This window comes from Fructilactobacillus sp. X3R2C1, from assembly GCF_059901235.1.
The window spans coordinates 90,757-107,008 of record NZ_JBWXVA010000005.1; the positions used below are offsets into that span (position 1 = coordinate 90,757).

Annotated in this window: 13 protein-coding genes and 1 other annotated feature; of the genes, 12 read left to right on the forward strand and 1 reads right to left on the reverse strand. The window is 37.8% G+C overall.

What is annotated here, in order from left to right:
* Positions 1-25: 25 nt before the first annotated feature.
* Entirely contained in the window at positions 26-631 is a 606-nt protein-coding gene (gene rpsD, locus AC6UDB_RS06045) for a 30S ribosomal protein S4 (RefSeq protein ID WP_039144319.1), read from the reverse strand.
* A 330-nt stretch (positions 632-961) separates the two neighbouring features.
* On the opposite strand from rpsD, the gene ezrA reads away from it, so the two are divergent.
* The 12 genes from ezrA (at position 962) to yfmH (ending at position 16,201) form a co-directional block, all read left to right on the forward strand.
* Positions 962-2,680 carry a septation ring formation regulator EzrA gene (gene ezrA, locus AC6UDB_RS06050; protein ID WP_500709440.1) on the forward strand — a complete coding sequence of 573 codons (1,719 nt, stop codon included), beginning with the start codon at positions 962-964 and terminating at the stop codon, positions 2,678-2,680.
* 113 nt (positions 2,681-2,793) lie between these two features.
* Entirely contained in the window at positions 2,794-3,939 is a 1,146-nt protein-coding gene (locus AC6UDB_RS06055; RefSeq protein ID WP_500709441.1) for a cysteine desulfurase family protein, read from the forward strand.
* A 33-nt stretch (positions 3,940-3,972) separates the two neighbouring features.
* Positions 3,973-5,196, forward strand: a complete 1,224-nt coding sequence (gene thiI, locus AC6UDB_RS06060; RefSeq protein ID WP_500709442.1) for a tRNA uracil 4-sulfurtransferase ThiI — start codon at positions 3,973-3,975, stop codon at positions 5,194-5,196.
* Between the two features lie 42 nt (positions 5,197-5,238).
* Positions 5,239-5,442 (forward strand) — a binding site (T-box leader).
* Positions 5,443-5,478: 36 nt separating this feature from the next.
* The gene (locus AC6UDB_RS06065; RefSeq protein ID WP_500709444.1) at positions 5,479-8,145 is read left to right on the forward strand and encodes a valine--tRNA ligase; all 2,667 of its coding nucleotides are present in this window, start codon (positions 5,479-5,481) and stop codon (positions 8,143-8,145) included.
* 49 nt (positions 8,146-8,194) lie between these two features.
* Positions 8,195-9,538 (forward strand): bifunctional folylpolyglutamate synthase/dihydrofolate synthase, encoded by a 1,344-nt coding sequence (locus tag AC6UDB_RS06070; protein WP_500696875.1) that lies wholly within the window; start codon positions 8,195-8,197, stop codon positions 9,536-9,538.
* Between the two features lie 107 nt (positions 9,539-9,645).
* On the forward strand, positions 9,646-10,650 hold the full coding sequence (locus AC6UDB_RS06075; protein ID WP_500709472.1) for a rod shape-determining protein: 1,005 nt from the start codon (positions 9,646-9,648) through the stop codon (positions 10,648-10,650).
* Between the two features lie 59 nt (positions 10,651-10,709).
* Positions 10,710-11,558, forward strand: coding sequence for a rod shape-determining protein MreC (mreC, locus tag AC6UDB_RS06080; RefSeq protein WP_500694374.1), 849 nt, complete (start codon positions 10,710-10,712; stop codon positions 11,556-11,558).
* Positions 11,542-12,090, forward strand: coding sequence for a rod shape-determining protein MreD (gene mreD, locus AC6UDB_RS06085; RefSeq protein WP_500694375.1), 549 nt, complete (start codon positions 11,542-11,544; stop codon positions 12,088-12,090). The genes mreC and mreD overlap by 17 nt, the downstream gene beginning before the upstream one ends.
* Positions 12,091-12,108: 18 nt before the next feature.
* The gene (locus AC6UDB_RS06090) at positions 12,109-12,789 is read left to right on the forward strand and encodes a septum site-determining protein MinC (RefSeq protein WP_500694376.1); all 681 of its coding nucleotides are present in this window, start codon (positions 12,109-12,111) and stop codon (positions 12,787-12,789) included.
* On the forward strand, positions 12,789-13,592 hold the full coding sequence (gene minD / locus AC6UDB_RS06095) for a septum site-determining protein MinD (protein WP_500694377.1): 804 nt from the start codon (positions 12,789-12,791) through the stop codon (positions 13,590-13,592). The genes AC6UDB_RS06090 and minD overlap by 1 nt, the downstream gene beginning before the upstream one ends.
* Before the next feature lie 67 nt (positions 13,593-13,659).
* Complete coding sequence (gene yfmF / locus AC6UDB_RS06100; RefSeq protein WP_500709445.1) at positions 13,660-14,922, forward strand: EF-P 5-aminopentanol modification-associated protein YfmF; 1,263 nt, start codon at positions 13,660-13,662, stop codon at positions 14,920-14,922.
* A complete protein-coding gene (gene yfmH, locus AC6UDB_RS06105; RefSeq protein ID WP_500696080.1) occupies positions 14,915-16,201 on the forward strand; it encodes an EF-P 5-aminopentanol modification-associated protein YfmH in 1,287 nt (428 codons plus the stop codon). The genes yfmF and yfmH overlap by 8 nt, the downstream gene beginning before the upstream one ends.
* Positions 16,202-16,252 lie beyond the last annotated feature (51 nt).

Here is a 16,252-nt window from a genome sequence, read left to right on the forward strand (position 1 = left end):
CCTTTTCTTTAACAGACACAATATTTTAACGGTTGTAGTATTCAACAACTAATGAAGTATCGATGTCTGCATTTAATTCATCTGGTTGTGGATATCTAGTCAATGAACCCTCAAGCTTATCAGCATCAAATGATACATAAGCAGGGCGGCTCACAACTGATTCGACAGCTTCTTTGATGATGCCCATGTCCTTATCCTTTTCACGAACACCGATCACTTGACCGGGCTTTACTTCGTAAGAAGGGATATCAACTCGCTTGCCATCAACGGTAATATGACCGTGGTTAACTAATTGTCTAGCTTGTCGTCTAGTGGTAGCTAAGCCTAAACGGTAAACCATATTATCTAAACGGCTTTCAAGCATAATTTCAAAGTTATCACCATGCTTACCCTCACGGATTTTACCAGAGCGGTTAAACAATGAGTAAAATTGACGTTCAGTTAAACCATACATGTAACGTAATTTTTGCTTTTCACGTAATTGAACACCATATTCTGAAAGTTTTTGACGACGACCTTGGCCGTGAACACCTGGAGCATATGGACGACGTTGTAATTCTTTACCAGTACCTGATAAAGAAACTCCAAGACGACGAGAAATTCTCCAACTTGGACCTGTATATCTTGACATAAATGAATCCTCCAATAAAATATTTGGAGTAAAATAACGATGTACGCTTAGTATTCGTGCATATCCCTCTGAACTTTCGCCTCAGCAGCCAGTGGGTTACTAATTAAACTACAAGTAGCAAGGACATGTTGACGAGCTTACCGCATACTGCTGCATTATTTTACACAAGCTCAATTATATGAAATTAGCACTTAAAAGTCAATGCAACGTTGCAGTCGATGATCTTAAAAACTCAGAATGCTATCATAAATTTTTCTCATTTATGATATAATTACTTTAATAACGAGGAAAAGTTTATACATAATTAATTTGTTGAAGGACGGGTATTTAATGGTTAACGTCATTATTGGAATTTTAGTTGTAGTAGCTGTAATTTATTGTGCCGTGGTCATGTATCAGCACCATTTATTAAAAATTGCTGAAACAATTGAAAAACGCGTTAAGCGCCTAAATGATTTGAATCTGCAAGATGAGATTAATAAGGTGAAAGATATCGGCCTCACCGGTGATTCATTAAGTAGCGTTAATAGTGCTCAAGCTGATTTTGATAACGTTACTAATAACTTACTTCCTTCCGTCAAAAATAACGTTGAAGCGGTAAAAAGTGACGCAAAGGGAATTAACTTTGTTAAGACACGGGAAGTTTGCTCAGATGCGGAACAACAAATTAAAACTTCAGAAGATGATGTAAGGGTAATTCGTCAGTTTTTAGCTAAAATGAATCAGCTGAATTCTGAACATAAGAAGGCCATTACTGATTTAGAAGGTCGTTATAAAGAACTTCGAAAAGAATTGCTTACTAAGAATGCTTCCTTTGGGCCCGCAATTGATGCGCTTGAAAATCAGTTGTCGACGATTGAAGGGACCTTTGATGATTTTTCTAATCTATCAAAAAATGGTGATCACGAAAAGGCTGATAAAATTCTTGGTGATTTAAATAAGTCAACTAATCAGTTAGAAGCTGATGTGCAACAAATTCCTCATTTATATGCTACTAATAATGTAGAATTTAAAAATCAAATTGATGAGATTAGCTCAACTCATTCTAAAATGAATGCAAGTGGGTATGAATTTGATGATGATGAATTTGACGTCTCTTTAGAGGAATTAAGAACAGCCGTTTCCGATAACCTTGAAAATATTGCTCACCTTGATTTAAAATTGGCCAAGGATTCTGATAGTGAGATTGAGACCAAGATTGATCGTCTTTACGATTTAATGGAAAAGCAATTAATTGCTAAGAAAAAAATTGATAAAGGATTTAAGATCACTGGAGAATATATCCAACACGCCAAAAAACAAAATCAGGTTTTAATCGATGAATTAGATCGACTCAGTCATAATTACTCACTAGAACATGGTGAGATTGATAAGGCCAATGCTTTAGGAAAACAAATTGATGAGATTGAAGCTACCTATAAAAAAGATCGTGAGGCAATTGACAACAAGAAAGCCATTTATACTCACATCCTTGACAACGTTACTAGTAGCGATAGTCAATTAACGGAGATTGAAAAGAAACAACGGGCCATTAATGATTCGGTTGCTGACTTTAAGGATGAAGAGCAGAAGGCCCATCAGGTCTTAGATGATCTTGATTTGGAACTTCATGGGATTCAGCGTAAGATTGATGAGCTGAATTTACCGGGTATATCACAGGATTACATTGACTACTTTGGCATTGTGGCTGACGAGATTAAGGATCTTAATCGGACGATGGATAAGGTCAAGATTAGTATGGATGATGTTCAAAAACAGTTAAGCGTGATTAAATCAGATCGGGATACTCTTGAAGAGAAGACTGATGATTTGATTGATAGCTCATCGCTTGCTGAGCAAGTGATGCAATATGCCAATCGTTATCGAAATTCTGATCCAGAGATTAACAGAGCACTGGTAAAAGCTAAGCATCTGTTTGACGATGAGTATAAGTATCCTGAAAGCTTAGAAACCATTGCCACTGCGATTGATAAAGCCAATCCTGGATCCTACAAGCGAATTGAAAATACTTATTACAAAAATAAGCAAGATTCACAAAATCAAAAGTAAGCACGAACAAGCTGAATTAGAGTTGGAACAATTCAGCTTGTTTTTATTATGTTTCAATGCTGGTATAATAAATCTTGTTGTAATTTGGACGAATTAGAAAGAGAGGGTACCAAATGATTTACTTTGATAATAGTGCGACGACTAAAGTAGATAGTCAGGTTTTGGATACCTATAATCAGGTAAGTGAAAAGATCTGGGGAAATCCTTCCAGTCTTCATAACTTTGGTCAACAATCGTTTAATTTATTGAATCAATCAAGAAATCAAATTGCGAGAATTTTAGGAGTAGAACCTAACGAAATCTACTTTACTAGTGGAGGAACTGAAGGTGACAATTGGGTTATAAAGGGGACCGCCAAAGAGAAACATCAATTTGGTAAGCATATCATCACTTCTTCTGTTGAACATGCAGCGGTGAAAAATTCAATGCACGCTTTAGAAGATTTGGGATTTGACGTTACTTATTTACCCGTTGATAAAGAGGGACGAGTTTCAGCAAAAGATTTAGAATCCGCTATTAGACCGGATACTATCTTGGTGTCAATCATGGCGGTTAATAATGAGATGGGCGCCATTGAACCCATCAATGAAATTAGTGATGTCTTAAAACAATATCCCAAAATTCATTTTCATGTTGACGCCGTCCAGGCTGTTGGTAAAGGTCTACACGATTTGGTTTTCAATGGTCGAGTTGATTTTGTCACATTTTCTGGGCATAAATTTCATGCTCCCAGAGGAATTGGTTTGATCTATGGGAAAAACGGTCGTAAGATTGCCCCATTAATGGATGGTGGTGGCCAAGAACGAGGGCAACGGAGCGGGACTGAGAATTTGCCTGCGATAGCAGGGATGGCTAAGGCACTCAGAATCATTTCGGATCATGAATCTGAAAGCATTGCACGTGAACAAAAGATCAGAGAACGAATTTATGCTCATATTGCTAAGTTCAACAAGGTTCATCCTTTCTCCGGTTTATCAGACCACTTTGCTCCGCACATTCTTTGCTTTGCAATTGAGGGAGTGAAGGGTGAAACGATCGTGCATGCCTTTGAAGAACATGGGATTTACATTTCTACTACGAGTGCTTGTTCATCCAAAAAAGAGGAAACGGCAGGAACTTTAGATGCTATGGGAGTAGACCCAAGCATCGCTCGCAGTGCCGTTCGAATCTCCTTAGGAGACAAAAATACTTTAGATGAGGCTGATAAGTTTAATCAAGTATTTGATGAGCTGTACGAAGAATTCAAAAAGTTAAGTTAGATAATCATTAAAGAATAGTAAAGGAGTGAGGGTGTGAAGTATAGTGAGATTATGGTTCGTTACGGCGAACTGTCCACAAAGGGAAAAAATCGCAGGGTCTTTATTGGGCAGCTGGGACATAACGTTAGGCAAGTTTTAAAACAGTTTGATGGAGTCACCGTTGACGCCCAACGGGATCGGTTACATGTCAGTTTGCATGGTCAAGATGCAGCCCCAGTGATGGCAGCCCTAAAAAAAGTCTTTGGAATTGAGACTTTTTCACCAGTTGTTAAGTTGGAAAAAAATACCCCAATTGAAGACATTCAGAAAAAGGCACTCGCAATGATTTCGAATCAATTCCAGAGTGGTCAAACATTTAAGATTTCAACTAACCGCCAGAATAAAGATTATCCACTAAATACTTATCAAGTAAATGATAAGGTCGGCGGGTATGTCTTAGATCATTTAGATGGGATTAAAGCTCAAATGAAAAGACCTGACATTAACTTACAGATTGATGTCAGAATGTCTGGCATTTATTTATCAAGTGAGACGATTCAGGGAGCATTAGGACTACCAGTTGGAACTGGCGGACGTGGTACCATGATGCTTTCAGGAGGCATTGATTCACCCGTTGCGGCGTACATGGCCATGAAGCGTGGGGTAAAGTTAGATATGATTCATTTCTACAGTCCCCCATACACTAGTGAACAAGCGCTAGCAAAGGCTAAGGACCTCACGGCGAAGCTTTCGGCATTAGGTGGAACCGTTGATTTTATCCAAGTCCCATTTGCTAAGATTCAAGAAGAGATTAAAGAAAAAGTTCCAGAGGGTTACTTGATGACGGTTCAGCGCCGGATGATGTTGAGAATTGCCGCAGCAATTACCATTGCACGTCATTGTGATGGAGTATTTACCGGTGAGTCGTTAGGACAAGTTGCTTCACAGACTTTAGAAAGTATGCGCGCCATTAATGATGTGACTAATTTGCCAGTTCTACGTCCGTTGCTTTCTTTGGATAAGACTGAGATTATTAAGATTGCTGAACAAATTGACACCTATGATTTATCAATTCTTCCTTATGAGGACTGCTGTACGATCTTTACTCCACCAGCACCGAAAACGAAGCCGGACGTGGAGAAAGCCAGAAAGTTTGAAAAAAACATTGACGTGGATGGTTTAATGAAAGAAGCCATTGAGGGTATTACGATCAGTAAGATTCACCCAAATGATGATTATTTGAACGCTAATGAAGATGTTTTTTCAGAATTACTTTAATGTGATTGACTAAAGATTGTAAATTGAGTAATATTTATTATGTTAAATGCTTTGATCAAGAGGTTGGTTGTTATGACGCGCAGAGAGTGGACACGTGCTGGAAAGTCCATGCGTTAAAATGATCATTGTTGCTTGTGAGCAGTTATGTTGAATGAATTAAGATGTAATCGGTACTAGCCGTTATCTAGTTAAGTTGGAATTAGCAATAATTCAATTTAGGTGGTACCGCGAGCGTTCGTCCTATTCTGGACGGATGCTTTTTATTTTAAATGAGGTGAAGAAATGGCAAAAGAAGTAGATATGTCAACGAAATATGATCCCAACTCAGTTGAAGCAGGGATGTATAAGAAATGGCTTGATGAGGATGTTTTCAAGCCAAATGGGGATAAAAAGGCAAAACCATATTCAATTGTTTTACCTCCGCCAAATGTGACCGGTAAACTTCACTTGGGTCACGCCTGGAATACCACTCTTCAAGACATGTTAATTAGACAGAAACGGATGCAAGGTTATGATACCGTTTGGATTCCTGGGATGGATCATGCGGGAATTGCAACTCAAGCAAAAGTTGAAGCCATGCTTAACGAGAAGGGGATCTCGCGGTACGATTTAGGTCGTGAAAAATTTGTCGATAAGGTTTGGGAATGGAAAGACGACTTTGCTGATACGATCCATAAACAGTGGGCCAAACTGGGATTATCACTTGATTACAGTCGTGAACGCTTTACGTTGGATGATGGTTTGTCAAAAGCCGTCAGGAAAGTATTTGTTGACTTGTACAATCAAGGGTTAATTTACCGTGGTGAATACATTATTAATTGGGATCCAAAGGCTCGGACTGCTTTATCTGATATTGAAGTTATTCACAAAGATGATAAAGGCGCTTTCTATCACGTTAAGTATCCGTTTGCTGATGATACGAAATTTAATGGAAAGAATTACATTGAAATCGCTACAACTCGTCCTGAGACTATGATGGGTGATACTGCTGTCGCAGTGAACCCAAGTGATGATCGTTATAAAGATTTAGTAGGTAAAGAGGTCGTTGTTCCACTCGTAAATCGGACGATTCCGATTATTGCCGATCAGTACGTTGATCCTGAATTTGGGACTGGAATGGTTAAAATTACGCCAGCCCACGATCCTAATGATTTTAAAGTTGGGAACAGACATGATTTAAAACGGATTAATACCATGAATAAAGACGCTACGATGAACGAAAATGCTGGGAAGTATGAAGGCATGGATCGTTTTGATGCTCGAAAGGCAATGGTCAAGGACCTTGAAGATCAAGGCTTGATGATTAAAATTGATCCCATTGTTCACTCGGTTGGTCATTCTGAAAGAACCGGGGTTCAGGTTGAAGCTCGTCTTTCGACTCAATGGTTTGTAAAAATGAAACCATTGGCCAAAAAGGCAATGGAGAATCAAAAGACCAATGATGCGGTTAGTTTCATTCCAGAACGATTTGAGCATACCTTTATGCAATGGATGGAAAACGTTCATGATTGGGTTATTTCAAGGCAACTATGGTGGGGACATCGGATTCCTGCCTGGTACAATAATGAGACTGGCAAGATTTATGTTGGCGAAAACGCTCCTAAGGATCCCGAAAACTGGACGCAAGATCCAGACGTGTTGGATACCTGGTTTTCATCAGCTTTATGGCCATTTACAACCCTTGGTTGGCCTGATACTGACTCAAAAGATTATCAACGCTATTTTCCTACCAACACGCTTGTAACTGGTTATGATCTGGTATTCTTCTGGATCTCAAGAATGATTTTTCAAAGTTTACATTTTACCGGTAAGCGTCCATTTAAAAACGTGCTGTTACATGGTTTAATTCGTGATGAACATGGGGTTAAGATGAGTAAGTCTTTAGGTAACGGGATTGATCCAATGGATGTTATTGATCAGTACGGAGCCGATGCCTTGAGATGGTGCCTTTCAACTGGAACAACGCCTGGACAGGACATGAAGTTTAGTTATAGTAAGGTTGAATCAGCCTGGAATTTTGTCAATAAGATTTGGAATGCCAGTCGTTATGTCATCATGAATTTAGGTGACATGTCTAAACCAGAGTTACCAGCTCAATCAGAATGGAATTTATCCGATCGATGGATTCTTTCGAAATTAAACTCTGTTGTTAAGTATGTTACCGAAGAATATGACAAGTTTAACTTTGGTGAAGCCAACCGTTCACTTTATGATTTTATTTGGAATGATTTTTGTGATTGGTACATTGAAATGAGTAAGGAAATTTTGACTGGCTCAGATGAAAAAGCCAAACAAAACACGCGAAATATCCTAGCGTACGTTTTGGATCAAATCTTGCGATTACTCCAACCAGTTATGCCATTTGTTACTGAAAAAATTTGGCTTTCAATGCCGCACGTTGGTGAATCATTGGTGGTAGCTGAGTATCCAGTAACTCATGATGAGTTTGATGATAAAAAAGCAGAATCAAATATGAATCATCTGATTGACGTTATTAAAACGGTCAGAAATATCCGTTCAGAGGTTAATGCACCACTATCTAGTCCAGTTGACATTCTAGTTAAAACTAAGAATTCCGATTTGAAAAAGATACTGGAAGATAACAGTGACTACATTGAACGATTTGGTCATCCTAATAAGTTAGAGATTGGTTCTGACATTAATATTCCTAAATTGGCTATGACATCGGTAATTACTGATGCTGAGATCAGTATCCCATTGGATGAACTGGTTGACCTAAATGATGAAAAAGAAAGGCTACAAAAGGAAGTCCAAAAATTTGAATCGGAAGTCAAACGAGCACAGAAAAAATTAGCTAATAAAAAGTTTGTAGACAATGCTCCGGAGGCAGTTGTCAACGAGCAAAAGGAAAAGCAAACCGACAATGAGGCTAAACTTAAAGCCGTTAAAATCCGACTTAAAGATGTAATCGATGCTTTAAATAAGTAAAAGACGAGGCTCAGCTAAACAGCTGAGCCTTCTTTTTAGAGGAGTGGCAATGGTGATTGATAGTTACAGTGCAGCATTAAAGTATATCCATGGTAGACCACGAATTAAAAAAGAACCACCTACAAAGCGGATGGATCACTTTATGAAGAAATTGGATTTTCCAGAAAAAACGCTAAACTGCATTCACGTAGCGGGAACTAATGGAAAGGGCTCATGTGTTGCTTATTTAAGTAACATGTTAATGGCTTCTGGACTCTCAGTTGGAACTTTTACTTCACCATTTATGATTAAGTTCAACGAGCGGATCAGTGTGAATAATCAACCAATTTCAGATGATGAAATTTTAGAGTTGGTGCGTGAAATTAAGCCGATTGTCGATGAAATTGATAATAATGATCCTGATTTAGGTCCCTCTGAATTTGAAATCATTTGCGCTATGATGTTCATCTATTTCCGTGATCATCCCGTTGACGTTGTGATTGTGGAGGCCGGAATTGGAGGAAGATCCGATTCAACCAACGTGGTTAATTCGGAAATGTCAATTATTACTACCATTGGGATGGATCACATGGCACTGCTTGGTGATTCGGAAGAAAAAATTGCGGATAATAAGGCTGGAATTATTCGCAAAAACCATCCATGTGTGATTGGAGGGATCAAAGCAGGTCCGAGAAAGGTGATTGAACGAGCAGCTATAAAATTAGATAGTCCAATTTGGGAATTAAAGCGTGATTATCAATTCGTGCCGGCAAATCAAAATCATTTTAATTTTTCAAGTGATCATTTGAACATTGATAACATTTCAATGAAACAAATTGGAAGCTTTGAAATGGAAGATGCTGCAATTGCGATTGAAGCTTTCTTGGTTTATGCGTTCAAATATTTAAACATGACAGAACCATCCATGATTTCTTCGGTCAAAGCGGGAATTAGTTCAACAAAATGGATTGGAAGGATGGAAGTAATTAATAATGATCCCACGATTATGATTGATGGGGCACATAATGTCCCAGCAATTCAGAGCCTTTTGTCGTCACTTCGTTTTAGAAGTAGTAAGTGGAGAAATTCTCATCTTACAATTGTGATGGGGGTTTTCGCTGACAAACAGTATCCAGAAATGCTAAAAATTGTTAAGTCTTTGTCTAATAGTGACGTTATTTTGACACGGTTTTCTGCGGGAGAAAAGCGAGCAAGTGCTGACTTTTCTAAACTTGATATCAATAACTTTCCCAATGTTTCATTAGTTAGCGATTGGCATAAAGCACTGAACAAATCGGTAAAAAAGGTCCGTGACAGTAAAAATGATAATCAGTTAATTTTGGTTACTGGATCGCTGTTATTTATCTCGGAAGTTAGAAAATATATTAAAGAAAATGAAGAAAAACTTAAGTAACTAATTTTGGCCTTATATTTCTGACTGATATAAATGCAGTATGATATACTAGTCTTATCAAAGTAATTACTTAAAAATTAAAACTTAAAATTGAAGGGATGAATAAATTGTTCGGATTAGGTACAAAAAACATCGGAATCGATTTAGGAACCGCTAATACCATTGTTTATGTTGATGGAAAAGGAATCGTTTTACGAGAACCCTCTGTGGTTGCTAAAAATACAAAAACTGGCGAGATTATTGCTGTTGGTCAACAAGCCGAATCTATGATTGGTAGAACGCCTGCCAGCATTGAAGCTATTCGTCCAATGAAAGACGGTGTAATTGCTGATTATGATACTACTGTGACCATGATGAAATATTATATCGATAAAGCATTGGGAAGCCACGGTGGTAAGCCTTATGTAATGGTTTGTGTTCCAAGTGGTATCACTGCTGTAGAAAAGCGTGCCGTAATTGATGCTACTCGAGTTGCTGGAGCAAAGGATGCTTATGTAATCGAAGAACCATTTGCTGCTGCAATTGGTGCCGGTCTACCAGTTATGGATCCAACTGGAAGCATGGTTGTTGACATTGGTGGTGGAACTACCGACGTCGCTACTATTTCTCTTGGTGGGATCGTATCATCACGTTCGGTGAGAATGGCTGGTGATAAGTTGAACGAAGTGATCGTTACCTTTATCAGAAAAAATTATAATGTGCTAATTGGTGAACCAACTGCAGAACATTTGAAATGCACCATTGGTTCTGCATCAATTGGTGCCGCGAAGGACATGAATGATGAAACCGTTCGTGGAAGAGACTTATTGACCGGCCTTCCTAAGTCAGTTGAAGTAACTGCGGAGGATGTGGCTTCTGCAATGCACGAAGACATTCTTGAGATTATCACTACGATTAAAGAAACTCTAGAAGAGACATCTCCTGAAATTTCTGCTGATGTGATTGATCATGGAATTGTTCTTACCGGTGGCGGTGCTCTACTCAAAAATCTCCCAGAAGTAGTATCAGATGCCACTCAAGTTCCTGTGACAATTGCCAAAGATCCGATGGATTGTGTAGCAATTGGAACCGGTGAATCGCTTAAAAGTATTGAGGCAATGAATAGAAAATAAATTGGATAAGCGGGGATGAATTCCCGCTTATTTATTTTAAGCACGTACGGAGGATTATTATGCACAAGTTTTTTTCAAGTCGAAAGCTAGTAATCATTGTCGTTTGCTTAATTATTGGCTTAGGTTTGATTAGTGGGTCAGTGGCAGTGCGAAAAAATCGTGCTACTCCTCCATTGATTCAACAAGTTGGAAATGATGTTGTTGGATTTGGCGATCGAATTGTTAGTATTCCTGCCAATGGCGTTGGCTCATTGTTTGGTGCCACTGATAATTTGTTAAATACTTATCAGGAAAATAATCATTTAAAGGGTCAGGTTGAACAATTAGCTCAAACTCAAGTTAAAAATCAAGCACTGGAAAATGAAAATGAAAAATTAAGACAACAGTTAAATATCAAGGGGACTCCCACGGACTACAAGGCGATTAATGCTAGCGTAATTACTCGGACGCCATCCTCATGGCAAAATCAACTGATCATTAATAAGGGATCGGCTGCAGGAGTTCAAAAGAACATGTCTGTAATTGTTAATTCTGGATTAGTTGGTCGGGTTGCTGAAGTTAATAAGACCAACAGTAAAGTCGAACTAATCACCGACAAAAGTGATACTGCTAGTCGTTTTGCGGTTCAGGTTCAAGGAGAAAAGAAAGTCGTTAATGGATTAATTGACGGTTATAATCGTGATACTAATGAGTTGGTAATGGGAAGTGTTACTAATCAAGACAAGATCAAGACTGGGACGAAAGTTATGACTAATGGTCTTGGTGGCGTGACTCCTAAGGGACTTTATGTCGGAAAAGTTGCTGGAACTAAACAAAATAGTGATGGTATTTCTGAAAAAGTCAACATTAAACCAGCTGCAAACATGGATGATATTGAGGCGGTGACCGTAATTGGCAAGAAGGATTAGAAGAGGAAGTCCAATGAGACGTCCTTCCCGGTTAAAGTTCTTATATCCAATTGGGTTGGTCATTTCATTTCTACTGGAAGGAACGATTTCTAAACTTTTTTCACCAGTACTTTTTGGCAAATTTTCAATGGTACCTTACTTAACCTTATTGTGGTTGGTAATGGCCACTCTTTTTGCGCGCCATGAGAAATTACACATGGGTTGGTGGGCCTTAGGAATTGGAATCGTTTATGATATTTATTACGTTGGAATTATTGGGATCTTTACGTTTGCATTTCCGCTGGTGGTTTATATTAATCGAATGGTTTTAAAATTTGTGCGTGAAAACATGGTCACTTCATCTCTACTTTATGTTGGGGATGTTTTGGTGGTATTTATTTTGAGCTACTTAGGTGACCGAATTGCACATATTGCCTCTCTTAGTGGTGTACAGTTATTGATTTATACTTTAGGGCCAACGTTAGTGTTGAACCTGATCTTATTTGTAATTCTGTATCTCCCAATCAGGGCACTTTTCAATTATTTTAGTTAAACTAGGAGCATTGACTGTATGGAAAATGTAGTTTTAAAGGGTACTCAAAATGGTTATGAAATTAATATTTCTGATACCAGTAGTTTTGATAGTGACATTAATGAATTCAAGAACTTGATGGAACAACTTAGTAGTGGAAAAGAATTAGGGAATGCTAAACAATTTTCTTTTGATGTTTTTACCGGGAATCGGATTCTCACTGGAGCGCAAAAGCAAACGTTAAGGGAGATTGTTTCTAAATATCCAAGGATGAGTATCAGGCGATTTATGGCTGATGTAGTTACTACATCAGAAGCATACCGAATCCGGGACTTAAATAAGGTTTCCGTCATTGGGAGAACCATCAGAAATGGTGAAGAGATTACAGCCAAGGGCGACGTCCTTTTTTTTGGTGCCATTCATGAGGGAGGTAAATTACTTGCGGGCGGTAACGTTTATAATTTAGGATATGTGAGAGGAATTGTGCACGCTGGATTTCCGAACGATGAAGAGGCCATTGTAATTGGCAACTTAAACGATGCCCAGCAGGTTCGGATCGGAGAACAGTTTGATATCGTCAGCGATAATAAGAATAGAATTTCTGAAAACAGCCGTACTGTTATTTACATTAATGACTTACATACTATCGAGTATGGCAATTTAGATCAGATTAAAGACATTAGTCCGAAGTTTTATAATCGAATAGGAGGAACCGAATAATGGGAAAAGCAATCGTTATTACCTCTGGAAAGGGTGGAGTTGGTAAAACAACTACTTCAGCTAACATCGGGACTGCTTTAGCCTTAATGGGGAAGCGCGTCTGTTTGATGGATTTGGATATCGGCCTTAGAAACCTTGACGTGGTTCTTGGACTAGATAATCGAATTATGTATGACATCGTTGACGTTGCCAATGGACGGGTTCCACTGCAAAAAGCATTGGTAAAGGATAAACGCTTTGACGATAATTTATACTTATTACCAGCCGCTCAAAATACAGATAAATCGGCCTTAAAAGAGGACCAAGTTAAAGATATTGTTGATGAATTAAAGCCACAATTTGATTTCGTGTTGATTGATTGTCCGGCAGGAATTGAACAAGGGTTTCTCAATTCTGTTGCTGGGGCAGATAGTGCCATTGTGGTTACCACACCGGAAATTTCTGCAGTTCGAGATGCAGATCGAATTGTAGGGCTATTAGGAAAGCATCCTTTAAAAGAAGCTCCAAGGTTAGTCATTAACCGGGTTCGTCCAAGTATGATGGACAATGGCGATGTGATGGATGTTGATGAAATTACTCATCACCTGGGAATTAGTTTACTTGGAGTTGTAGTTGATGATGATAAGGTAATTACTACTTCAAATCATGGCGAACCAGTAGTTTTAGATACTGATGATCCTGCATCAACGGCTTATCGTAACATCGCACGACGCTTGCTTGGAGAAACCGTTCCATTGATGAAAATTAAGCCACAGAAAAAAGGTTTTTGGTCTAAATTCAAACACGTATTTACAAAGAATTAGTTATACTAATTGATAAAGTTCTCTTAGAATTCTTTCTATGGGAGCTTTTTATTTTGGAGGAATTAGTTTGAAAAAAACAATCACAGATGGGGTTCATTTAAATGTTCATGAGAGTAATAAATTCAAAACAACAGCGATCACAATTGACTTTGTTGCCCCGTTAAACTATGCAGATTATTCTGCTAGAACCATGATTTCTGAAATGATGGAAAATTATAGTCACAAGTACGATTCAAAATTAAAGTTGGCTAGAAGACTTTCCGAACTATTTGGTGCCAGTTTTGGCACGAATGTGTTTAAAGTTGGCAATCGCAGTGTGTTGAGAGTGGTTATGAGCTTTGTTAATGATGAATTTACGTTGGATAATTCTGATGTTTTTGACGATGCGTTAACTTTTCTTTCAGAAGTTATTTTTCATCCCAACCTTAATGGTGAGCATTACGTCAATGAACAATTTGAAATTCAACGAAAAAATTTAATTCAGTATCTAGATTCTCTTAATGATGACCATCGTTATTATGCAGCGAAGAGAGCTCGAGAGCTTTACTTTTCCGACCAACCCAATTATGCCAATTCAATCATTGGAAATCAGGAGCAAATTAAAAACTTAGAAAATGCAGCTGTTGTAAGAGAGTGGGAAAACCTTCTTAAAAACGACGAGATTTATATTTCGATTTTAGGCGATCTTTCGGAGAAACAAACTCAGATGATTGAGACGCATCTACCGTTTTTATCCAGAAGGGAATTTAATGAGCCAATGAATCGCAATTTTAGCCACTTACTGATCAGGACTCAGGTTGAAAAAATTAATGGAGAACAATCCAAGTTTGATTTAGCTTTTGATTTTCCTATTTTCGTAAATGATGATGACTATTACGCAGCAATTGTTTTTAATGCTTTGCTTGGGGGAGCCCAACAATCATTAATGTTTCACAATATTCGTGAAAAACATAGCTTAGCATATTACATTTCGAGTAATTATAATTCTACTTTGGGGTATGTGTTAATTGAAAGTGGCATTAACTCGGGAGACGTGGATCAAGTTAGCCAGTTAATTGGTGAGCAAGTTAGTTTAATTCAGAAACAAGAGTATTCGGATCAGCGATTTTTAGACATTAAATCAGCATTGATTGATGGATATTATTCTAAATTTGATAGCCAACGCCGAACGCTTAATGGTGATTTTATTAATGAACTATATGGGATCGATTTGAGCCCCAGTCAATGGATTAATAGAGTTAGAGGGGTTACCAGTGACGATGTAAGTCAAGTAGCTTCGAAGTTTAAATTGCGGGCTAAATTTTTATTGGAAGGAATTAATAATGGTTGAAATTAAGTATGACAAGCTAAATGAAACGGTTTACCGCTATCAATTAGATAACGGAATGAAAGTATTTATTGACTCTAAGCCAGGCTTTCATTCAACCTACGGCATTTTAAACGTTCATTTTGGTGCAATTAATAATTTGATTTTGGAAAATAAACGATCCCGAAAGATGCCGCTCGGAATTGCTCATTTTTTGGAACATAAAATGTTTGATAAACAAAATTATGATTCAAGTGATCAGTTTGGCAAATTTGGATCGGATTCAAATGCGTTTACGAGTTTTGATCAAACCAGTTATCTTTTCAATACAACTAATCATGTTGGTGATAATTTAGATGTTTTAGTTGATTTGGTTCAGCATCCGTATTTTGACGAAAAAAAAGTTCAAAAAGAGCAAGGCATCATTGGACAGGAAATTATGATGTATCAAGATGATCCCGGTTCTAGAATTTATTTTGATACGATCGGAAATATGTATCATAACTCTCCACTTGATCATGATATTGCGGGCACAATTGATTCAATTGCCAAAATTACGACAGAAGACTTGTATGCAATGTATAACCAGTATTATGTTCCAAACAATATGGATTTAATGCTCGTTGGAAATGTCAACGAGAGTGATGCGATTGAAAGGATTGAAAGACTTGAAAGAACCATTCCCTCAATTAGTCAATCTGAGATTTTAACCTTGAAGCGGCAAACGAACGATGCCATTAAGAAAAGTTCGATTATATCAGATGAGCACACTACTATGAATTTGACAAGAGGGAAAGTTGCGGTTGGATTTAGAGGACCTGACGAGATTAGTAGTGGGGTCCAATTCACTAAAAACGAATTATCACTGGGATTGTTTTTGTCGATGATTTTTTCTGAAGATGCTGAGCCATATCAAAAACTCTATTCCAAGGAGATCATAAATGATTCGTTTGGTTATGACTTTGATCTAGAAGATGGTTATCAATTTGTGATCTTTGTAGAGGATTCAAATCGTCCAGAAGAGTTTCGAAAGGCCGTTGAACGTGAAATTAAGAATGGATTAAATGACGACGCAAAATTGTCTAAGATTTTTAACCTAATTAAACGAGAAGAAATTGGACAGTATATTTCACTTATGAATTCCAACTCGGCTATTGCGAATCAAATGGGAGATCCACTAAATGGATATACCAATCTTTTTGATGAAATTCAAATCTTAAACCAACTTTCCGTTCATGAGGTAATTGATTTTGCTAGTAAATTCTTTGACTTTAATAAAACAACTTTGAAGGTTATTTCCTAATGTATATCTTTTTTTAAGGTAACGCGTTGTGATATACTGACAATGAAATCT